At 47.0% G+C, this 21,821-nt stretch carries 19 protein-coding genes; 4 read left to right on the top strand and 15 right to left on the bottom strand.

The features are described 5' to 3' along the window. Nucleotides 1-113: 113 nt before the first annotated feature. Nucleotides 114-704, bottom strand: a complete 591-nt coding sequence (locus BLW49_RS18670) for a TetR/AcrR family transcriptional regulator (RefSeq protein WP_076312039.1) — start codon at nucleotides 702-704, stop codon at nucleotides 114-116. 239 nt (nucleotides 705-943) lie between these two features. Between BLW49_RS18670 and BLW49_RS18675 the strand changes: the two genes are divergently transcribed. Then, nucleotides 944-2,101, top strand: coding sequence for an MGDG synthase family glycosyltransferase (locus tag BLW49_RS18675; protein WP_090726126.1), 1,158 nt, complete (start codon nucleotides 944-946; stop codon nucleotides 2,099-2,101). A gap of 123 nt (nucleotides 2,102-2,224) precedes the next feature. Here the strand turns inward: BLW49_RS18675 and BLW49_RS18680 are convergent, their stop codons facing one another. From BLW49_RS18680 to thpR, 3 genes are all read right to left on the bottom strand, one after another. Next, entirely contained in the window at nucleotides 2,225-2,917 is a 693-nt protein-coding gene (locus BLW49_RS18680; protein WP_090726127.1) for a metal-dependent hydrolase, read from the bottom strand. Between the two features lie 120 nt (nucleotides 2,918-3,037). Further along, on the bottom strand, nucleotides 3,038-3,931 hold the full coding sequence (locus BLW49_RS18685; RefSeq protein ID WP_076312042.1) for a cell wall hydrolase: 894 nt from the start codon (nucleotides 3,929-3,931) through the stop codon (nucleotides 3,038-3,040). A gap of 314 nt (nucleotides 3,932-4,245) precedes the next feature. Then, on the bottom strand, nucleotides 4,246-4,800 hold the full coding sequence (gene thpR, locus BLW49_RS18690; RefSeq protein ID WP_090726128.1) for an RNA 2',3'-cyclic phosphodiesterase: 555 nt from the start codon (nucleotides 4,798-4,800) through the stop codon (nucleotides 4,246-4,248). Between the two features lie 612 nt (nucleotides 4,801-5,412). On the opposite strand from thpR, the gene BLW49_RS18695 reads away from it, so the two are divergent. After that, nucleotides 5,413-6,369 (top strand): D-2-hydroxyacid dehydrogenase, encoded by a 957-nt coding sequence (locus tag BLW49_RS18695; RefSeq protein ID WP_090726130.1) that lies wholly within the window; start codon nucleotides 5,413-5,415, stop codon nucleotides 6,367-6,369. A gap of 151 nt (nucleotides 6,370-6,520) precedes the next feature. Here the strand turns inward: BLW49_RS18695 and BLW49_RS18700 are convergent, their stop codons facing one another. Together BLW49_RS18700 and BLW49_RS18705 are read right to left on the bottom strand one after the other, a co-directional pair. Further along, nucleotides 6,521-7,555 (bottom strand): TRM11 family SAM-dependent methyltransferase, encoded by a 1,035-nt coding sequence (locus tag BLW49_RS18700; protein WP_256209823.1) that lies wholly within the window; start codon nucleotides 7,553-7,555, stop codon nucleotides 6,521-6,523. Between the two features lie 21 nt (nucleotides 7,556-7,576). Further along, nucleotides 7,577-9,289: a methyl-accepting chemotaxis protein gene (locus BLW49_RS18705; RefSeq protein WP_177178790.1), complete on the bottom strand. Its 1,713-nt coding sequence runs from the start codon at nucleotides 9,287-9,289 to the stop codon at nucleotides 7,577-7,579. 258 nt (nucleotides 9,290-9,547) lie between these two features. On the opposite strand from BLW49_RS18705, the gene BLW49_RS18710 reads away from it, so the two are divergent. Together BLW49_RS18710 and BLW49_RS18715 are read left to right on the top strand one after the other, a co-directional pair. Next, nucleotides 9,548-10,813, top strand: a complete 1,266-nt coding sequence (locus tag BLW49_RS18710; protein ID WP_090726134.1) for a glycosyltransferase family protein — start codon at nucleotides 9,548-9,550, stop codon at nucleotides 10,811-10,813. Between the two features lie 71 nt (nucleotides 10,814-10,884). After that, entirely contained in the window at nucleotides 10,885-11,940 is a 1,056-nt protein-coding gene (locus BLW49_RS18715; protein WP_090726136.1) for a glycosyltransferase WbsX family protein, read from the top strand. On the opposite strand, the gene BLW49_RS18720 is transcribed toward BLW49_RS18715, so the two are convergent. The 9 genes from BLW49_RS18720 to BLW49_RS28860 all read right to left on the bottom strand — a co-directional run bounded on the left by BLW49_RS18720 (nucleotide 11,928) and on the right by BLW49_RS28860 (nucleotide 21,498). Next, nucleotides 11,928-12,326: a hypothetical protein gene (locus BLW49_RS18720; RefSeq protein ID WP_076312048.1), complete on the bottom strand. Its 399-nt coding sequence runs from the start codon at nucleotides 12,324-12,326 to the stop codon at nucleotides 11,928-11,930. The genes BLW49_RS18715 and BLW49_RS18720 overlap by 13 nt on opposite strands. A gap of 113 nt (nucleotides 12,327-12,439) precedes the next feature. Beyond that, entirely contained in the window at nucleotides 12,440-13,384 is a 945-nt protein-coding gene (locus BLW49_RS18725) for an MsnO8 family LLM class oxidoreductase (RefSeq protein WP_371264585.1), read from the bottom strand. Nucleotides 13,385-13,404: 20 nt separating this feature from the next. Next, nucleotides 13,405-14,817: a deoxyguanosinetriphosphate triphosphohydrolase family protein gene (locus tag BLW49_RS18730; RefSeq protein ID WP_047912221.1), complete on the bottom strand. Its 1,413-nt coding sequence runs from the start codon at nucleotides 14,815-14,817 to the stop codon at nucleotides 13,405-13,407. A gap of 325 nt (nucleotides 14,818-15,142) precedes the next feature. Further along, nucleotides 15,143-16,039, bottom strand: coding sequence for a nickel transporter permease (gene nikC, locus BLW49_RS18735; protein WP_090726138.1), 897 nt, complete (start codon nucleotides 16,037-16,039; stop codon nucleotides 15,143-15,145). An 11-nt stretch (nucleotides 16,040-16,050) separates the two neighbouring features. Further along, nucleotides 16,051-17,055 carry an ABC transporter permease gene (locus BLW49_RS18740; protein ID WP_090726386.1) on the bottom strand — a complete coding sequence of 335 codons (1,005 nt, stop codon included), beginning with the start codon at nucleotides 17,053-17,055 and terminating at the stop codon, nucleotides 16,051-16,053. A 137-nt stretch (nucleotides 17,056-17,192) separates the two neighbouring features. Next, nucleotides 17,193-18,848: an ABC transporter substrate-binding protein gene (locus BLW49_RS18745; protein ID WP_090726140.1), complete on the bottom strand. Its 1,656-nt coding sequence runs from the start codon at nucleotides 18,846-18,848 to the stop codon at nucleotides 17,193-17,195. 13 nt (nucleotides 18,849-18,861) lie between these two features. Beyond that, nucleotides 18,862-19,860: an ABC transporter ATP-binding protein gene (locus BLW49_RS18750; RefSeq protein ID WP_090726142.1), complete on the bottom strand. Its 999-nt coding sequence runs from the start codon at nucleotides 19,858-19,860 to the stop codon at nucleotides 18,862-18,864. After that, the gene (locus BLW49_RS18755) at nucleotides 19,857-20,846 is read right to left on the bottom strand and encodes an ABC transporter ATP-binding protein (protein ID WP_090726144.1); all 990 of its coding nucleotides are present in this window, start codon (nucleotides 20,844-20,846) and stop codon (nucleotides 19,857-19,859) included. Before BLW49_RS18755 ends, BLW49_RS18750 begins: the two co-directional genes overlap by 4 nt. 478 nt (nucleotides 20,847-21,324) lie before the next feature. Beyond that, the gene (locus BLW49_RS28860) at nucleotides 21,325-21,498 is read right to left on the bottom strand and encodes a hypothetical protein (RefSeq protein ID WP_177178791.1); all 174 of its coding nucleotides are present in this window, start codon (nucleotides 21,496-21,498) and stop codon (nucleotides 21,325-21,327) included. Between the last annotated feature and the right edge of the window lie 323 nt (nucleotides 21,499-21,821).

Here is a 21,821-nt window from a genome sequence, read left to right on the forward strand (position 1 = left end):
AATCGAAAAAAATAAACATTTCTGCACGAGAGATGTTTGGTCTTTAATAAGCTGAATATGAATAAGCCGGCTTCCACTTCCTGCTGCGTGAATACCGGCCCTGACTGCTAACGCTATCCCATCACTTCCTGCGACAGACCGTTTACAAGAAACAGCTGCAGATATTGCTTAATCTCTTCCTTGCTTAGCGGTTCATTGATCCGATTCCAGTCGGAGGTGAGCGCAATATACAGCTTGAACATAATAAATGCGACAACCTTCGGATCACACGGCTTGATTTCACCTTTGTCCATTGCGGTTGTCAGCTGCTTCTCCAGATAGCCCGTTATAACAGCTTCTACCTTCTCATGGCCTGCCTTCGCCTGCGCTGTACCGAATTCTCTGACTTCTTGAGACAGCTTGATGAGCAGCTCATGCTGCTTCCTGAACTCAAGCAGGGCATCAAGAATGCGATACAAATTCGTGACAAAGGTCTGTTCCGAATCAAGCTCTCGTTCTGCAAGCTCCTTCATCTCCAGAATGACGTCATGCAGAATCTCATCGAACAACTCTTCTTTATTCGTAAAAAAAGTATAGATCGTGCCTTTCCCCACATTTGCGATCTTCGCTACCTGATCCATCGTCGTCGCTTTATATCCAAATAGAGCAAAGGACTGGGCTGCGGCCTGAACTATAAGCTTGCGGCGATCTACCTGTGCCAACATGTCTCCTCCCTCTGTGATCTATTCATTAATGACCAAAAATCATTTTTAGTCATTCGGTCAAAAACAACTTTATCACTTTTATTTCTTTTTAGCAAGAAAAATCACATTAATTGAGACTTCTTACATGCCAAATTCGTTTAATGTATTGCAGGGTTTTATTATTGCAGTTTCGTCATATGATTTAGAGATCTTTATACATACCGAACAGCCAAATCTCATTTTATGAAATAGGTGAATTTATGAAGAAGAAGAGAGTGCTCTTGCTGTCAGAAGGTTTTGGTACCGGACATACACAAGCAGCACATGCCATTGAGAAGGGGCTCAAAATTCTGTACCCTCATGTGAATGCACGTGTCATTGAGCTTGGCAAAATATTGAATCCTACGGTAGCGCCCTTCATTCTGGGTGCCTATCGCAGAACGATTACGATGAGCCCCAAGCTGATTGGGATGATCTATCGAACCAATTATAACCGAAGCTTGACCGGATTTAGAAGACTCGCGCTTCACCGGCTATTCTATAACCACGCCAAGAAGGTGCTGACTCAGCTGAACCCGGATGTTATTATTTGCACGCATCCTTTTCCGAATGCGGTGATTTCCAGATTGAAGCGTCTTGGACTCGACATCCCGCTGTACACCTTAATAACGGACTACGATGCTCATGGTACCTGGATTAGTCCGGAGGTCAATCAGTACCTCGTTTCTTCTCCCAAGGTTGAGAGAATGCTGCTTGAGAGAAACGTAGATTCGCAGCGAATTCGCATTACCGGCATACCGGTCCATCCCGACTTCTGGAACAAGCAGCCGAAGGATGCGGTCCGAGAGGAGCTTGGTCTGAGGAATATTCCTACGGTCATGATCATGGGGGGAGGCTGGGGGCTGCCGCTTCAGGATCAGCTCATGGAAAACATCGCTTCCTGGAAGGGCAAGATTCAGCTCGTCTTCTGCGTCGGCAACAATGAGAAGCTGGCCGAGCGATTAAGAGAATCCACCATGTTCCAGCATCCTGATATTCATATCATAGGCTACACACGCAAGGTTAGCAAATTAATGGATGCTTCAGACCTTCTCGTGACGAAGCCGGGCGGCATGACTTGTACTGAAGGTCTGGCCAAAGGTCTTCCTATGCTGTTTGCTCCCCCGCTGCCCGGGCAGGAGGAAGAGAACTGTGATTATTTTGTTAAATCCGGATATGGTACTGTTCTTCAGAACTCGTATGTACTTCATCAGCAATTCTCAAGATTACACCATCTGTATGCTAACGGCATTGCAGCAAGCGGTGCTGACGCCCGGCTGAATGAGTATGAGCCAGAGGCCTGCACAAGAACCGTGCATGAGCTGCTGATGCAGAGCTCGACCCGCCGTACTCCGGTTATGCAATATGCTTCCCGCTAATACGTCATCCCATTCTATACCATATCCAAAAAAGAGCTGCATGCCCATTCGTCCACGGTCGGCGAATTAGGCAAATGCAGCTCTTATTATATCTTCAGATCTGTTCATAATCTGTATTACAAGTTACAGTGTTGTGCTCGCTCCCGGCTCCAGTATTACGGTCTCAATCTCTTCCTGGCTCTTCTGGCTCAGAAGCTGGCGGAATTGATTCGGATCCTGCTCAAGCGCAGGGAAGGTATTGTAGTGAATTGGAATGACTTGCTTCGTGCGAATCCAGGTGGCTGCAATCGCTGCATCCTCTGGTCCCATCGTCAAACCATCGCCGATCGGAAGCGCAGCAATATCAATATGGTTCAGTTCTCCGATGATACGCATGTCGCCAAATAAAGCCGTGTCTCCAGCATGATATAAAGTCTTGCCGCCCATGGTCAGCAAAATACCTGCAGGTTGTCCCAAATAAACGGGCTTGCCGTCGATATCAAGGGACGAGCTGTGGAAGGCCAGTGTAAACTTCACTTTGAAGCCGTCAAACTGATGGCTGCCTCCTGTATTCATATGATGCGCCTTCACGCCTTGATTCTTACAATAATCAGCCAGCTCGTATACGGCTACGACCGGGCAGTCATTTGCTCTGGCAATAGCAAGGGTATCACCAAAATGATCGGCGTGTGCATGAGTCAACAGCACCGCATCCACTTTGACCTCTTCCGGGGCAATCGTTGCCTTCGGATTCCCGGATAGAAAGGGATCGATTATAACCCGTTTGCCTTCAGCTTCAACTAACAAACAAGAATGACCATAGTACGTAATTTTCATTGATTATTACCTCCTATGCATAGGTTATATCCCGTGTAATAACGGACATATCACATCCATTATATCACTTGTCGAATCCATTTCATAAATCATGAAGAAGGTATTATGAAATGAATCTGCCTATTTATAAAAGGTATGGTGACCAATTGTTTTCACCTTTTCTTGAGAATGGTGTACGGTAAGGTCGTCAGCCAGGGTAATAGATAAGAAGAAGAGCGTATCATCCGGTACTTCCTTGCGTCCGTGCATGGCTTCGTTTACAGCTTGAATAGCGTCCTCGTTAGGCGTCACACGGTCCATACGGCCGTTCGCAACAGGACTGAACTGATATTTCTGGTATATAACATCCTTAATGGTATCGGGATAATTGGCTGACCGCAGCCGGTTTAAGACAACGTTAGCTACAGCTACTTTGCCTTCGTACGGTTCGCCTTCTGCTTCTGCCATCACAATTTTTTGCAGCATAAGCAGTTCCTTATCCGTCACGGGGTAGTCCCAGGTTGATTTGTCTTTATCTGCCTGAGTTAATAATTCCGTACGGGTAAAGAATAAAGTTTCGGGGGGAGTGGTCTTCATTTTTTCAGCGGTTAATTGAGCAAGTGCTTTTTGCTTCTCCAGCTTCTGTTGCTTCTCAAGAGCCGCCAGCTTCTTCGCTTTCTTGGCTTGCTGTTCTTTGAGAGCTTCTGCTTCCAAATGTTCAGCTGCCTTGATCGAAATATAGTCCGTGGCAATACGCGGTGTGCCAACCGCAGTCACCGTTTGATTCATCATTTCATGACTTGCAGATGTTTGTGTCATAGATTTCACAGCAGTGGCTCCGTCCCCTTCAGAGCTTGTCCTGTGAATACGATCTGCCGCATCATCATGAGCGTTCTGAGCCGTCTCGGGCATTTCTTTCGTTGCACTATCCCCATATACTTCAACAGCCTTTACAATAAGGCTGGCCCCCAATATAAACACCAGCAGCACGATCATTAGAGGTGCTACCCAGCGAATCTCTCTATTTGTATTCATAATGACCTCCTGTTATATCGGCACAATTCTACTTAACTGTAACCAAAAATGCAAGGTTTGAATAACAGAGAATACACCAATTACCGTCTCTACAACAGGGAAAAGTGCTCCATGCGGGTGCTTGTCCACATCAAAAATTCCGTTGATCTATCAAGCTTTTTCGCACCCGAACACCTGATCCCAAAAAATACTAAATAAAAAAATATAATTTTTTTGTGCTTTATTTTTTTCGACTCAAATTATATCTTTTTTCTGGTTGTAAAAGCTATAAATGGTTATAGATTACCATATTAAGGAGTCTATGAATTTATGCATTATAATTCGTATTTTCCTATCAATTCATACATCGGCTTCTGACCCATATTTGTCTTATATAATACAAATTCTTCCAACAGCCAAGTGTCATCCCATACACCACTCATAAGCTCATTCAAATTAAAAGAGCCATGATTGAATTTGCGTGCCGTTGTAATATGGGGACGATAGGGACGATCCTCAGGTACAAACCCTAAGGGTATCGTTGATTGTACGATCGACTGCTGCAGTGAAAATAGGCTGTCCAGCTCACCTTCCAGCCCTCTCCATAATACTCTCGGTGCCTGATCGGAACCAAAAATGCCCGGTTCCCCAATCTTAAGCGGAAAAGGCTGCACGTGATTCGCCGCTTCCTGCAAAGCTTCATGCAGTTTGTCCATGACCGCTGGTTCCGTATCACCCAAGAATTGCAAAGTGATATGATAATCCTCTTGATGAGTCCGATTTCGAAAAGGAAGCTGATCCTTGTGATGCTCCATCCATTGATGCAGCTTATTTTTTATTTCATCTGGTATTCGGACAGCGGTAAAGAGTCGTACCTTATGATCTGACATATGCATTTATCCTCACTTTATGTTTTTTAGCAAAATGAATTCAATAAGTTATCGTCATACGCCTTCCACATACAACCATTATTCACCATAATATATTAACAATATCCTAGTACTAGTACCAGGTTCTAATTGAGGTGTATTAGGTATATTTTCCATAGAAACATATGACTTACAGCCTATTTCACACCAAAATAATTGGTTTAAATTATCTGCCTTACCTCTAATTCATCATTTCCTTATCCATCTGATCCTATGTAAAGAAACAAGCAGTTTACCGCACCAAATAGAAGATAAGAACCATGATCCGCTTCTCTATTTCATCGTTAAAATTTTTTTCTTACTATATAATATGTATCCAATGCCATAGTAGGTTCAATGTTACCGTTCATGTCATATAAGCATACAGAACTTACCACCTCACTCACAGCAATACCAATATATAACATTTAAACATAAATTTATATTTATCTAGAAACAGCTTTACTATTTAGCATCACCGTATGAACTTCTTCTATTATATATACCCACCGTTTATCGAACTGCGTTATAATTGCCCGCTTGGTGCAACACTGCTACACTAGAGCTATTATGGTAGCAGGAGGAGATCTCGATATGAGCAGTATTGTAAGCTTACACGCATTTACAGAGTCACAGCAACAACTAGTTCAAGAAATAGCCCCTGATTACAAACTCACAATAGGTAAAGCCAAGGAGCTGGATCCTTCCATCCTGAAGAACGCCGAAATCCTGGTGGGCTGGGCCCGAAACCATGCAGATACGCTGCTTGATCCAGACAGTAAATTAAAATGGGTTCAAACTTGGTCTGCCGGAGTGGATTATCTGCCTCAGGCCGAGCTGAGTGATCGAAATATTCTGCTGACGAATACAAGTGGAATTCATGCCATACCGATCTCTGAGATGGTCTTCGGTATGCTGCTATCTATGTCCCGCATGCTGAAGCAAGCCATTCTCAATCAAGCAAGTCGGAATTGGGACTCAACCGATACTGCGATGAGCGAGCTTCATGGCAAGACCATTGTCATCACAGGTGTAGGAGAGATTGGGACCGCAACAGCCAGACTGGCAGAAGCCTTCGGTATGAACGTGGTCGGTGTACGCAGATCCGGCAAGCCTGCCCCTCATGTAAGCAAGATGGTGAAGATGGAGCAGCTGGAGGAAGTATTGTCAGAAGGTGACTACATCATTAACATCCTCCCTCTTACAGAGGATACGAAGCATTTGTTCAACGAACAGACTTTTAGTGCAATGAAGACGGGTGCTTGCTTCGTCAATGTAGGGCGAGGAGCAACCGTTCAGACATCTGCTCTGGTTAAAGCATTAGAAGAGAAGAAGCTCTCCGCTGCAGCACTCGATGTATTCGAGGAAGAGCCGCTGCCAGCTGATCATCCACTGTGGGGAATGGACAATGTTCTGATCACTCCGCATTTTGCCGGCAGCACACCGCATTATTCTGAACGCGCATTCGAGGTCTTCCTTGAGAATCTAAAGGCCTATGTCAAAAATGAGGATCTGCCACGTAACCTGGTAGATTACAGCCGATCCTATTAACCTGCCTGAGGATGGTCAATCGTCCATCACCTGTGCTTCATTCATTAGCTCAATCTGAACAATAAAATAAGGTCTGATGCTCTCTGCGGTGAACTGCAGACTCGTATCAGACCTTATTTGCCTTTTACTTCAATTTTGAATAGATCACTGCTTATCCTTGATGTTCACACAACCATATATCTCGAGTAAATGACCCCTTCGTAACCTGGATATGATGCTGGATCCTCCATCCTGACCTGTTTAATTGCTCCTCCAATGGTTCTGTGCTTATGATGACCGCTTCATCCGCAAGTCTCCCCAGACTCCGCAGCATTCCTAGCTGCTCCTCCATAGACAATACGGAACACAGATTGTAGGGCAGATCAAGAACAGCACGGTCAGCATGACCCGTCAGTTCATTCATGTCCCCCAAGGTAACAAGACTTGCGTCATAACCATAATGCTCGAGATTGACTCTCGCCCCCCGAATTGCCAGCGGATTCAGATCGTTGCCTCTAATCTTAATTCCCATCGAGAGGGCTTCGATTAATACATTCCCCATACCGCAGCAAGGATCCATCATCGAGACCTTCTCCCCTTCAGGAGCTGCCACATTGACGATTGCTCTTGCGATGCGTGAGCTGAGGCCGGTCGAATAATTATAAGGCTTATTCTTATGCTGCAGCCATATGGGCTCCGCATACCGGACGATACCGAATACCCATGTGTTCTCCAATTGCATTAATCCATAGGTTATGTCAGGGTCCTTCATTTTAGCCGTTCCTGTAATGCATTCCCCTGCTCTGCGTTCAAGCTTCCGTTGTTCATCATACGGACAGTGAACCCCTTCCTTAATATATACAACTTTAAACGTGCGATCCTGCGGCACCTGAATTGAATGCGAATCGATGTCTGCAAGCAGCCCGTCATACTCCTTATTCTCAGCGATGACCTCAAGACGCAGCTTCATGAAGGGACTTCGTGACGGGTCAATGAGGCGACTGGAACGAAGATAAGCTTGCTCTGGGGGGACAGTCGTGCCCAGAAGCCGCTGCAGCTCCAAATGACAAAGAGCCTGTTCACTCTCGTGACAGGCATAAATGTATATTAAATCTGTAGGATGATGTTCTTTATTGTGTGTATGTGTCATTAGCAATCTCAGCAATTCCCTTCTGAATGGTGAATGCAGCAGCCGGGGGCTGCTCATTCACTGTTACTTACGCTCCTATTATACTCGAAGCGCCGATACCGAAGCGAGCAGTTCTTCTGACAGCTTCTTAAGCTGCTGGATATTCTCTGCCACACCTTCAAGGGAACCCGACTGTTCTTCTGCAGAAGCAGACACTTCCTCCACACTGGCTGCGGATTGCTGAGATATCGCAGAGATCAGCTGGCTGAAATCGTTCATTTGTCCACTGAGATCTTCCATTTCAGACAGGCCATTAGAAATCTCTTGAATGACCTCCACCATCTGATGCACTGAGCTCGTAATCTGGTTGAAGGCTTCATTTACGGCTTCCATCTGTGCCGTTCCTCTTCTCGTCTCTTCTACACCGCTTTGCAGCGATTGAACGACCGACTTAGATTCCTGCTGAATTGTTTCCGTCAGCTCATTGATTTGACCTACTGCCTGTGAAACATCATCCGAGAGTGTGCGTACCTCTTCAGCTACGACAGCAAAGCCTTTCCCATGTTCACCCGCTCTCGCGGCCTCAATCGAAGCATTCAAGGACAGAAGGTTTGTCTGTTTGGCAATATCACGAATGACATGCAGCAGCTGGTAAATGTTCTCGTTAGATTGATCCAGCTTATTCACCTGCTCCATGGAGATGGATACCCGACTTGCGATTTGTCTCATCTGTGCAATGGACTGACTCATTGTTTCTTTACCCAGTGTACCTTGTTCAAGTACTCGCTCCGACATCCCTCTAAGCTGTTCTCCTTTGGCTGCATGGTCCTGAATATGCTCGTTCAACCGCTCAACGGTTCTTGCAGAAGACTGTGCTGTTTCTGCCTGACTTTCCACCGCTTTGGCTGATTCCTCCATCGATAAGGCAATCTGCTGACTGCCAATCTTCACCTCTTCGGATGTGGCTGCCAGATGAGTGCTCTGCTCACCAATGATCTCTGAAGAGCTCTTAATTCGATTCACAATCTGAATTAGACTCGACTTCATTTGGTTAATTCCTTGTCCAAGTGTAGTCAGCTCATCCTCCATATCACGTTCGATATCCTCCACAGACAGATTACCTGCGGCTATCTCTTTGACATTGTTCTCAATCTGCTTGATCGGCTTAACCAATGTCTTGATCAGCGCAAAAGTACTGATGATCGTCATCACCACAATAAAGGCAATCCCGATAAAGAGTACAATTTCTGACGTTCTCGCACTATCCTCAAGCTCTTGGGCGGACCGATCTGCTTCTTCTTGAATAAAAGCGGATAAAGACATCAGCTCACTTTGCATTTTGTCGAATGAAGCCTTGCCCTTCATGAGCACTTCATAAGCCAGCTCAATATCATTCGCATCACTTTGATTCATCGCTGAAGTGTTGATCTTGAAGTATTCCTCCCAAGCTGCAGAGAAGGCGTTATAATATTGCCTTTCTGTATCTGTTGCAATCAGCGAGTCGTATGCCTGACGAACAGCGGTCAGCTGTCGTATGTAATCCGTACGTTCCTTGGCAATAGCCGCTTTGCTCTCCTGATCGGAGACGGACGCCAAGAAGTAACTGTAGCTTAAGGATTGAATATGTTCAGTCGTGAAGATCAGATCGTCGATCTTGCTAATGGACGGCATCCAGTTTCTCGTAATGCTCGTCGTGTTCTTTTCCATCGTTCCGAGCAGTGTTAAAGTAATGACCCCAATTGCGACGACATAGATAAGCAGCGGTACCATGACAACCGATATTCTTTGCCTGATACTCTTTAATTTAAACACCTGTTCTCCCCCTGTGCAGCTATACAAAGCTCTTTGTATTGTAGTCTGAAGCCATTCCATAAGACACTTAAACGATGAAATGGATTCTCTCCTACTATTATTTCGGTAATCAGCTTACAAATGATAAGATTTGACCACTATGTATATTTCAAATTGTTTCGAACGCCCTTTTTATCAACACTTAGGTAATTGTCCTGAAACAAACGGGGCTGACATCATAGACTAGAATAAATCTGACGATTAAGGATCGGGTCAACTATGAGAAAAAAAGAAAAAAAATCGGAAATCCGAAGCACTACTACTGGGCGTAATCAGATCCCTTCTAATAAGAGACAGAGTAAATCTTTAAGTAAGCCACTAAGTAAATCCCAGAGTAAGTCTCCAGGCAGATTCAAAAATAAAACCCAGGAGAGCGCTCAAGACAAACTTCAGAGTACACTTCACGACAAACTCCAACACAAATCCAAATTCAGAGCCTCAGCCAATGCCACACCGGCAGCCCCAATAGTCATGCGTCCTTCCCGGATGGAAACTGCTCAAGAGGATTTATCACTACAGCCAAACCGAAGTTGGTTATCGCATCAGCGTCAGCCTGTGCCAGACGTCCAGACCCATGATCCCAGAAACGCCAAATCCATGCGGCTCGCACTCCTGATTCCGTTGACAGAACAGTTTACTCCGTCAATGGAAAGCCAGATTGCAGACTCGCTGCGCATGCTGGTCAAAGAAGTCATCATTCTCAAGATCAATGAGAATCTTCAAGATAGTCTGTCGACTTATAAGCCAGATCTCTTACTATGTATCGGCAATCAAGCTGCACAATTCATTACGCCTGAACTCCTATCACAATCAATTCATACAAAAACAGCCATCTGGTTGAATGATCCTTATGAGCCTTGCGAGAATATCGCTTTTGCATACCATGACTGGGACCTTGTCATCACACAGAACATGCTGCATCTTCCTGTATATGAGAAATACGGTTATAAACACATTGTCGTTATGCCATATAGTGCGGATCCGTTAGTTTACAAGCCTCATCAGCCACAGCCCCATTTCCATTCCGATCTCCTCATTGTTGGAGATTATTCAGAGGAACGTCTCCTCTATGTTCATGTCATCCGCCAGCGATGTGAGGGTAAGAAGATCCGAGCGTTAGGTCGAAACTGGGAATCTGTGGATCAGATTGAGATTTGTCAGCCCGATAGCGAGATGATGCTCAGTGCGTACTATAACGGAGCCAACATGATCGTTCATTGGGATGCTGCACGTCGTCCATTGTATGAGATCGCAGCGTGCGGGGTATTTCAAATAGTGGAGAACTCTCCGGATATTCACGAGCTGATGAAGCCTGGCGAGGATGTTGTCATCTTCAGCAACCCCGAACAGCTTGGCTCCAAGCTCCAATACTACAGCGAGAACACGGATCGAAAAAGAATGGTTGCTTCAAGAGCTCTCTATAGCAGCAAATACGACTATTCCTTTCTACAGTCTGCTATGAAGCTAATCTACAGTCTGCTATGAACTAATCCCGCAGTTAAACAATCTATTCTATTAGCTAGCTAACCATACTCAGGATTAGGTGGTGTCCCTGCATGAAGCTGATCGCTTATTATTTACCTCAATTTCATCAAATCCCTGAGAATGATCTGTGGTGGGGAGAAGGCTTTACCGAATGGACGAATACACAAAAAGCACGTCCGCTGTATCCAAATCACCGACAGCCAAAGGAGCCACTAAAGGATTATTACTATAATCTGATGGACCCGTCGGTTCGGGAATGGCAGGCTAGCTTGGCCCGATATTATGGCATATATGGGTTCTGCTATTACCATTATTGGTTCAAAGGAAAACGGCTGCTCGAAAAACCGCTTGAAGCCTTGCTTCAGTCGGATACTCCTGATTTCCCCTTCTGTCTCTCCTGGGCCAATGAGCCGTGGACACGCAGATGGGATGGCAGTGATGATGAAATCCTCATGCCCCAAGATTATGGAGATGAAGCCGATTGGGCTGAACACTTCATTGAGCTGCTTAAAGCATTTAATGACAAGAGGTATATTCGTATTGAGAATAAGCCCTTATTCGTAATCTATCGTCCGGGTCTGATTCCAAGGTGTGAGGAAATGCTCGAATACTGGAACAGGCTTGCGGTGCAGCATGGACTTCAAGGCATCTATTTTGTAAGGACGCTGGGCGGGTTTGATATTCCGAATCAAGCCGGATTTGAGGCGAGTGTTGAATTTGAGCCGCATTATACCTTTGCGCATGCACATACGCAGGGCCTGTGGAGCAAGATAAAAAAGAAGGAGAACGAGCACCTGGTATTTGACTATGATGGTGCCTGGGAGATGATCTTGTCCCGTTCTCCTCATCGAAGCGGAGAGCAAATTATACCTGGTGCTTATGTGAATTGGGATAATACCCCGCGCAGAGGATACCACGGGCAGAGCTGCATCGGATCCAGTCCGGAGAAATTTGCTTACTATCTGACTAGACAAATAGAGCGGGCAGCTCAGGTATACAACTCTTCATTTCTGTTTGTCAATGCGTGGAATGAATGGGCGGAGGGGACCTATCTAGAGCCGGACAAAGATCACGGCTTCGCCTATTTGGAGGCGGTCAGAACCGCGCTTCTGAATTATGCGCCATGAATCGCAAGTGTAGGGAGACCACTGCTGGTATCCACAATAATCATATAGTTGAGGCCGTCCGTACCCTTAAGCATGAGGCCGGGCTGCGTCGGTAAGGTTGCAGGATAAAACCGCGTTGAGACAGTACTAGCTGCTACTGGAGGAACCGTAGGTGTTCCTACGGACATAAGCCGGGATCCAGCCACCACATTTTGGCCTGCGCTCAGATTTAGACCTGCACCCAAATTCCCTTGGATTGTTGCATTATCATCTACAAACATGCCGCCGCCCCATATACTCATACTGCCGGCGATATCCAAATTTCCAATTGTAGAGTTTCCGACAACCTGAAGCTGACCAAGAATCGTTTGATTTCCCGTTACAAGTACCTGATCAAAAGTCGGCATAATTCTATCACTCCTTCCTTTTTACTATCCATTCTATGTAATTACTTCTCTTTTGCTATATAGCAAAAGTACAATTCAATGGCTATTTCAATAGAGAATGATAGTCTGCCTAATCAGGAGAGCTGCATTGCTTCCGCCAGCAATTGATATGTCACCAGCCTCTGCTCGTAACGGGCGGCACGGGTTGCGATCAGCAGGCTGCTGGATTGTGTACGCTCACTCAGCTTGATGAGTTCTTCCCTTACCTCCTCCGGGTTCCCGACAATGACTGGATATTCAGCAGCAGGGAGACCTGGAGATGTCTTCTCCTGATGCTTGACGGAAGCTTGTTCCTTCCAGGAATGGGCTTCTTCCGTCGTTGGAGCACAGATTACACTGACTGCGATAAAGGCCTGAGGTCTAACCATGCTTTTGGAAGGAACAAAATTTGCCTTATATCTCTCAATCATCTCCGCCCCGTCGTGCTCACTCATAAATTGGCCAAATACATAACCTGTTCCTAAACTTGCAGCATAGTCTGCACTCTTCACATTCGTGCCAAGCATCCACAGACTGGGGCCCCTGACCGGGACTGGCTTCGCAGCCACTACTTCCCCTTCATAGGTATACTCCCCTTGAAGGAGCTGCTGAAGCTCCTTGACCCGATCCGGATAATTCACCACCTTCTGCAGAAAATTGCCCGCCAGAGCCATCGATAGATGGGCAGATCCGCCGGGAGCACGGCCAATGCCAAGCTCGATTCGTCCAGGATACAGGGTAGAGAGCAGGTTATATCTTTCTGCCACTAGAATTGGATGATGATAGGGCAGGAGTACTGCTCCTGAACCAAGCTTAATCTGGCGGGTTCGGGCCCCGATATGGGATAGCAGCACTTCCGGGCTTGCCGATTCAACGCCTGGCAGATTGTGATGCTCAGAGGTCCAATACCTTGCATACCCGAGACGATCCCCTTCCATTGCCAGCTCTACCGATCTGCGGATGGCTTCTTCCGGCGGGCTGTCCATGAGACTTGGCACAAGATCCAGTATGCCGAGTTCAATTCGCTTCGTTTCCATCATGATGTAATCTCCTTATCTGCTTAGTCCAGGTCATATATAGAGCCGACCTTCAGTCCATAGAGCTCGTTATATATCTTCTCGGCAAAAGCATCCGTCATCCCCGCAATGTAATCAATAATCATATGCTCCCAGGTCCATATCGGGCTCAGACGAGCCTGATCCTTCTCATAACGCTGCAGCCAGTCGGTTGGAATAATGGCCTTCGAAGTAACCGGATCATTGAAGGCATGCCAGAGTCTGCGGATGATCCACTCGCTTCTTTTTTGCAGGCGCTGGACTCTCAGATCCTTGATCATCGTCACCCACGCGAAGCTCTTCAGCACACTAACGGTACGAAGCATGTCGAGGTCTTCCTTTCCTTCCTTTATAAAGGTAACCTTCTTCCAGTCGCCCGTATCAATAATTCCCAGAGCCGCTACGAATAAGCTGACCCAATACGCTTTGACCTCCCGCCGAGTACGGGAATAGTCATGATCGCAGCCCGGAAGCTTCTCATTCCAGATCCGCAGGAATTCGTTCAGTACCTCATCTACTTTGGGCTCAATCTTCTCAGGCATCCATCCCATCCAGAACGGGTCATCCAAGGTCATAATCTTGTCTACGATCAGTCTTTTGACATAAGGATCGTGCAGGAAGTGCTCATGCACCTCAATCTTTCCAGCCTTGATTCCATCCTCCAGATCATGCGCGGAATACGCAATGTCATCACATAGATCCATCAGCTGCGCTTCCAAAGTCTTCTGGCCTGCGGGTATGCCCCATTCGCTGCGTATCTCCTTAATGTAGCTCCATTCATGATGGTACATGCCCTTCCTGTTCTCCGTGCCGGGATAAGGATATTTATTGATGCCCAGGAGCACCGCATCCGATAGATTAAGGCCGTCTATATTCTCACGCTTCTCCAGAAACATGATCAGCCTGAAATTATGGGCATTCCCTTCAAAGTGCTCGTATTTCCGGCGCATCGTCTCTTCTACGGTCCGATACTGATGGTTCGAGGATTTCCCTGTTCCGCTCGGATCTACGATCGACAAGGTCTTGTCCTCAATCAAGTCGTTCAGAATGCTCCCCAGCACTTCCTCCCCTTTATGACCGAACGGAGGATGTCCAAAATCATGGGCGATCGAGGCGCATTCGACGACCTCGGGATCGATAACAAGTCCCGGATTGTCGGCACGAAGCTCTTCAACATCGGGGTAGCGTCTTAAGAGACTCTTGGCTGCTTCGCGCGCAATCTGGGCCACCTCAAGTGAATGTGTCAGCCGTGTCCGATAATAGTCACCTGTTCCGGCTCCAAACACCTGAGATTTGCCCTGCAGTCTTCTAAAGGTTGGGGAATGGATCAAACGGGAATAGTCGCGTTCATACGTCGCCCTTGATCCTTCCGATTTATTAAGTTCAGCATATTGTCTATGTTCTCTCAGCTTCTCCATATAACTCCTCCAATGATTTGAACGTTCCACTTATATAAGAATGAATCCTATCTCTTCATTCTATTTATTACCCTAAATCATTTCATAATGCCTTTAGCTGCTGTAATCAATGCCAAGAATTCTACAATTGAACATTATTCGATGTGCAGAATTCTTATTGTGAAATTGTATCCAGTATAACCCCAATGCGTATCATTTCACTAGTTACACTTCTTCCACTATATTATTACAAGAATAAGCCGCATCTCTATATGAGAGGCGACTTATCTCAGCTACCTATATTAGAAGTATCATAGCCACTTTCTTCCCGCTGTACCCTCACCCTCTATCTCCGCATCTTCGGATCGAGAATATCTCGCATCCCGTCACCCAATAGATTAAATCCAAGCACCGTCAGCATGATCGATACGCCAGGAAAAATGAGAGTCCACGGTGCGGTCTGGATAAATTGTCTCGAATCCGACAGCATCTTCCCCCACTCCGGAGAAGGAGGCTGGGCTCCCATTCCCAGAAATCCAAGTGCGGCAGCTTCCAGAATCCCCGTCCCAATCCCGAGCGTGCCTTGCACGATGATGGGAGTGAGACTGTTTGGAAGGACATGACTTAAGAGGATGCTGCCATTTTTCATACCAATCGACTTCGCTGCAGTAATGTACTCCTCCTGCTTCAAAGAGAGCACTCTCGCCCTGACCAGTCTTCCATAGGTCGGAATGTTGACGATGGCGATCGCTACCAGTGCATTGAATAAGGAAGGCCCCAGAATGGCAACGATGGCGATCGCGAGCAGAATACCTGGAAAGGCAAGCAGGATATCAAACAGCCGGGAGATCAGCATATCCAGCCATCTTCCATAGTATCCTGCAATGATGCCGAGCATCGTCCCAACTACAATCGAGCCTACAACTGACGCAAAGCCCACCCATAAGGAAATGCGTGCCCCGTACACCACACGGGTAAATACATCACGACCCAGATCATCCGTACCAAACCAATGCTCAGCAGATGGAGGCTTGAGTCGATCAGCGAGCACCTGCTCTTTATAATCATAGGGAGTAAGCAGAGGGGCCAATACCGCAACGCCGATAAAGAACACTAGGATAATGAGCCCTGCTACTGCCATTTTATGATGAAGAATTCCCCGAATAGCCTCACTCCATGGACCGGATACTTCTTCTGCTGCATCAACTCCGGCTTTACCGCTGCCTAGACTGACTTGTCCCATATCCGTCCCTCCTATTTGTACTGAATTCGAGGATCAATCGCCGCATACAAGAGATCAACGATCAGATTGATTAGAACGTAGATAAAAGCGATGATCAGAATGCCGGATTGTATGACAGGATAATCCCGGAAGCTTATCGCATCATAGATGTATCTCCCGACACCGGGCCAGGCAAAGATCGTCTCTGTCAGCACAGCTCCGCCCAGCAGCATTCCCATTTGCAGGCCAATAACTGTCAGGACAGGAATGAAGGCATTCTTTAATGCATGCTTGTAAACGACAAAAAATTGTCGCATGCCCTTCGCTCTCGCAGTTCGAATATAATCGGAGCTCATAACCTCAAGCATGCTGGAACGTGTCATTCGGGCAATAACCGCCATCGGAATCGTTCCGAGTGCGATACTTGGCAGGATCAGATGCTTCACTGCTGTCCATATTTGATCAGAACGTCCGGCGATGATCGCATCAACGACATTTAGACCGGTAACGGATTCGATGGGATCCCGTACATTCATGCGGCCGCTTGAAGGCAGCCATTTCAATTCGTTAGCGAATAACCACTGTTCCATCAGACCAAGCCAGAAGATTGGCATGGATACCCCTACTAATGCAATGACCATACAGATATAGTCAAACCAAGAATTATGCCGCCAAGCACTTATAATTCCTGCGTTCACTCCAATAACGACGGCGAAGATCATACTTGCCAGAGCAAGCTCCAGCGTCGCCATTAGATAAGGGACAATTTCCTGGGCAATAGGAATTTTGGTGCGGATGGATTCCCCAAGGTCACCTCGTACCAGTTCACTCAAGTACGTAAAATATTGCTCTAGCCATGGTTTATCGAGCCCCAATTGATCACGCAGCGCCTGCTTGGATTCTTCTGTCGCTTTCTCACCGAGGATTGTCTCCGCAGGGTCTCCAGGGATCGCGTGAATAATCGAGAATACGATAATCGTCATCCCCAGCAGCACAGGAATAAGAACTAAGAGTCTTTTGACAATATATGTACCGATTTCTCTCACCTGCCTGTAGTCAATTTAAATGTTGTATAAAGAGAGAAGAAGAACAAGCCGCAGTAAACTGCGGCCGTCAGCTATGCTATTTTTGAACTTCTTCGAGCTGTAAAAATCTCATCGTGTCAGGCGATATCTCATTCAAAATAGATCGATTCATACGACTCATTGCCTGTCGGCGCAAGTACGAGTCCCTTAAGATTGGCTGTGGCTGCAAGCAGCGGTGTCGTATGCACGAGAGGAACCCATGGCGCATCCTCCTTGATGATAACCTGAGTCTGCTTGTACAGCTCTTCACGTTTGGTCTGATCTGTCTCCTGCTGTGCTTCGACCAGGATGGTATGCAGCTCGTCACTTGAATAGTAGGTATAGTTATTGCTTGGAATGGCGTCCTTGTCCAGAAGCGTGTAGATGAAGTTATCCGGATCACCGTTATCTCCAGTCCAGCCCAGCATGAAGATATCCTCCTTCTCTCCTGCCTGCAGGTCATCAAGATAAGTCGCCCATTCTGGTGACTCAATATTTACCTTTACGCCAATCTGTTCAAAGTCCGCCTGGATTACTTCCGCCACTTTTCTACCATCCGGCATGTACGGACGCGGAACAGGCATCGCATAGAAGGTGTATTCGCCTGGCAGCCCATCAGGATAACCGGCTTCAGCAAGCAGCTGCTTTGCTTTTTCCAGATCATATTCGTAATCCTGAATCTCGTCATTATAGCCCCACAAGGTCGGCGGCATCGGATTCACGGCCGGTACCGCTTGTCCGGAGAAGAAGGCATCGATAATTCCCTGCTTGTTCACCGCATGGCTCAGCGCTATTCTTACCTTCGGATCGTTAAACGGCTCGTTGTTAAAGTTAAAGCCCAGATAAGCTACGTTAAAGGGCGGGCGTTCAATCTTCTGCAGCTCACTGTTGCTCTCAAGCGTTGTCAGGTGATCTGGACTCAAGTCCTCCATCAGATCGATCTCACCGTTCTGTAAGGCATTGAATCTCGCCGTGTTATCAGGTATGGAGCGCACAATGACTCTTTCAAGCTTAGGAAGGCCCTCCTTCCAATACTCGGCATTCTTCTCCAGGGTGATGGAATCGTTACGTTTCCACTCCTTGAAGACGAAGGGTCCGGTTCCTACCGGCTCACTCTTGAAGTTCTCCTTCTTCTCCTGAATCGCTGCCGGGCTGGCCATCCCGAAGGAAGGCATCGCAATATTTTGGAGGAATGGTGCTTGTGGATTATTTAATGTGAATTCAACGGTCAGATTGTCTACAGCCTTCACTTCCTTGATGATCCGGCTTCCTTCCGGACCAAACATGGAGTCATAGTAATCAAACGAATCACCTTCGAATTTGAACTCACTATCCGGATCGTTCCAGCGGGTGAAGTTGAAGACAACAGCCTCTGCATTAAACTCTGTACCGTCATGGAATTTAATATTCGGTCTCAGGTTGAACACATATTTGAGTCCATCTGTAGATACTTCCCAGCTCTCGGCAAGCTCACCTTCCACCTCTGTCGTCCCCGGTTTATACCCGAGCAGTGTGTCGAATATCTGCTGCGTAATCTTCAGTGATTCGCCATCCGTGACAATCGATGGATCGAGCGCTACTGAATCGCCGCCTCTTCCCATCACGAGCTCCGTCTGCACTTCAGCAGCCGGTGTTTCTTCGGATGCTTCCGGCTCTGTTGAATTGCCTGGATCTGCGGTGCCCCCTCCCCCTCCGCTGCAGCCTGCAAGCATGATCATGACCGCAAATACAAACCCTAATACTCGCTGATGCTTACGTCTTCTCATCTACGAATTCCCCCTATGTATCTGATTGAATGGATTCAACATATAAGTGGCAGGCCGTAAAATGCCGGCTGTCCGTCTCAAGCAAAGCCGGTCGTTCTTCCCGGCATACGGGTACAGCATAGGAACAACGGGTATGGAACGCACAGCCTTGAGGTGCATTCGAAGGGCTCGGCACTTCCCCGGTGAGCACAATCCGTTCCTTCTTCACGAATGGGTCGGGCTCCGGAACAGATGACAGAAGCGCCTTCGTGTAAGGATGCTGAGGATTGTCAAACAGCTCCTTCTTATCTGCAAGTTCCACGATCCGCCCCAAGTACATCACAGCCACTCTGTCGCAGATATGCTTCACTACACTAAGATCATGAGCTATAAAAATGTAGGTCAGCGCAAACTGCTCCTGCAAATCCTGCAGCAGGTTGACGACCTGTGATTGAATCGAGACATCAAGGGCGGATACAGGTTCATCGAGCAAAATAAGCTTCGGCTGCAGGGCAAGTGCTCTCGCGATGCCGATTCGCTGCCGCTGGCCGCCTGAGAATTGATGAGGATAGCGCTGAATATGAGACGGGTTCAGCCCCACGACATCTATAAGCTCTCGCACACGTTCTTTCCGCTCGGCAGCTTGTCCAATCCCATGCACCTTGAGCGGCTCCTCCAGAATTCGGCCCACTGGATGACGCGGATCAAGCGAAGAATACGGATCCTGAAATACGATCTGCATCTCTCTCCTCTTCTTCCGCAGCGCTTCCTCGCCCAGCTCTGTCAGCTCGACTCCGTCAAAACGTATGCTGCCTTCCGTAGGTTCGATGAGACGCAGCAGCGAGCGCCCGGCCGTCGATTTGCCGCAGCCGCTTTCTCCTACAATGCCAAAGGTTTCTCCCCGGTTCACATCAAAGGAAAGGCCATCTACAGCTCGCACGACCTCCTGATGCTTGCTGAATCTTCCGAGCACGCCTCTGCGGATAGGATAGTACTTCTTCAAGCTGGTGACATTCAGCAAAGGCTCCTTCATATGGCATCCTCCCGTGGAAGCTCCTCCAGCCAGCAGCGGCTGTAATGACCTGTGCTTCGTTCCGTAAGCTCAGGCAGCTGTTCCGTACAGATTCCCATGACATACGAACATCGAGAAGCGAACCGACACCCCTTCATCTGACTGCTCATGACAGGAACTTGTCCAGGGATGGAATATAAACGGTCGCGGGAATCAGCAAGCTGCGGAACCGAGCGAATCAGGCCTTGCGTGTACGGGTGCTGAGGCCGGCTGAAAATGTCCCTTACAGTCCCTTGCTCAACCACCTTGCCTGCATACATGACCGCAACCCGATCACACATTTCAGCCACGACGCCGAGATCGTGAGTAATCATCAGCACAGCCGTACCGTGCTTCTTGTTCCTCGCTCGAAGCAAATCGAGAATTTGGGCCTGGATCGTCACGTCAAGAGCTGTAGTCGGTTCATCTGCGATCAGCACTTCCGGGTTGCAGGAGATGGCCATCGCAATCATGACCCGCTGTCGCATACCGCCGGATAATTCATGCGGATACTGGCTGATAACCTTGTCAGGCCGGGAGATTCCGACATCGGCCAGCAGACTGACCGCCTTACGCATCGACTCCTTGCGGCTGATACGCTCATGAAGACGAAGGGTCTCCATCATCTGCTGCCCAATGGTAAAGAGCGGATTCAAGGATGTCATCGGCTCTTGGAAAATCATGGAGATGGTCTTGCCGCGAATACGGCACATCTCCTTTTCCTTCAGCGGAACAAGATCCCGCCCCTTGAGATAGATCGCTCCTTCCACAATTTTTCCAGGAGGGCTTGGCACAAGCCGGAGGACCGATAAGGAGGTGATGCTCTTCCCGCAGCCGGACTCTCCGACGAGACCAACAACTTCACCGGGATAGAGAGCAAGATCAACGCCATCTACAGCAGGCACTTCCCCCTTGCTTGTCATAAAGCATGTCTTCAAATTCTCAATTCGAAGTACAGGTTCACTCATGCTGATCCCCTCTTTTTTTTGAATGTAAGTATGAATATGGCAGTTAATCTATGTGAGCGGCAAATAGCCGAAATCACCTATACAAGTGTGAAATTTAACGGTGAGTGTGACAGCTGCAATAATCGAACTTAGGTCAAATAATAGTCTGGTGAACCCATTTCGCAGCTCATTACAGAGAAGTGGAATTTGATGATGGTCTAGTTGATTAAGATCGGAGTATGTCTATTTGTTTGACATAGTGAGGTTTAAATTTAAGAAATAACATGAAGCAGGGTGTTTTTGTGATAAGTTGTCCATACTTTACAGTAAATATTGGTAAATTTCAATAGGTTATCTGTCATGGTTTTCAATATTATATATATCATGTAATATATTCTAACTTCAAATTAACGTATAAAAGGCGAATGATCCCTGTTATCGGGAAGATTCGCCTCCACATGAACTATTATGTCGTCTGTACTCTGCAACCCCCTGCTCCTTACCCTCTTCCGAACAGGCTTGAGATCGCAATTAACAATCTTGTCTTTAATGTCTTATTTACAACTGACTTCTCTGACCCATTATTATAGAACGAAGGCTGCCGCTCATGTCCTAGATAATGCAGCTTCAGTTCTTCCATACGTACCATGTTTACCATCAATTCATCTCTCATCCGTAACCCTCTCCCTGTTCCTCTATTTGAACTCATTGTACCGGTAATCCAGCTGTTCAACGTCGGCTTAGGGTCTGAACTGCAAGTATGAAAATGAATCGGTCTCGAGACGGAGTCATCATAACCCTTCCTGCTTCGTTATTCAGATGCGCGTACATCGCACAGGAACAGATCAGGACCTGGAATAGAAACTTACCGCAAAGGGATAATATGGTATACTTCGAGCTATTTTGTAACAATTTGTGAAAAAAAGACCCTCACGTCAAGTTGGCGGCAGATATTTTACATAAATGATGAAGATTATATTTAATTTCTTTGATAGA

It is taken from the genome of Paenibacillus sp. PDC88, assembly GCF_900106725.1.
In the GTDB taxonomy this organism is placed as follows: domain Bacteria; phylum Bacillota; class Bacilli; order Paenibacillales; family Paenibacillaceae; genus Paenibacillus; species Paenibacillus shunpengii.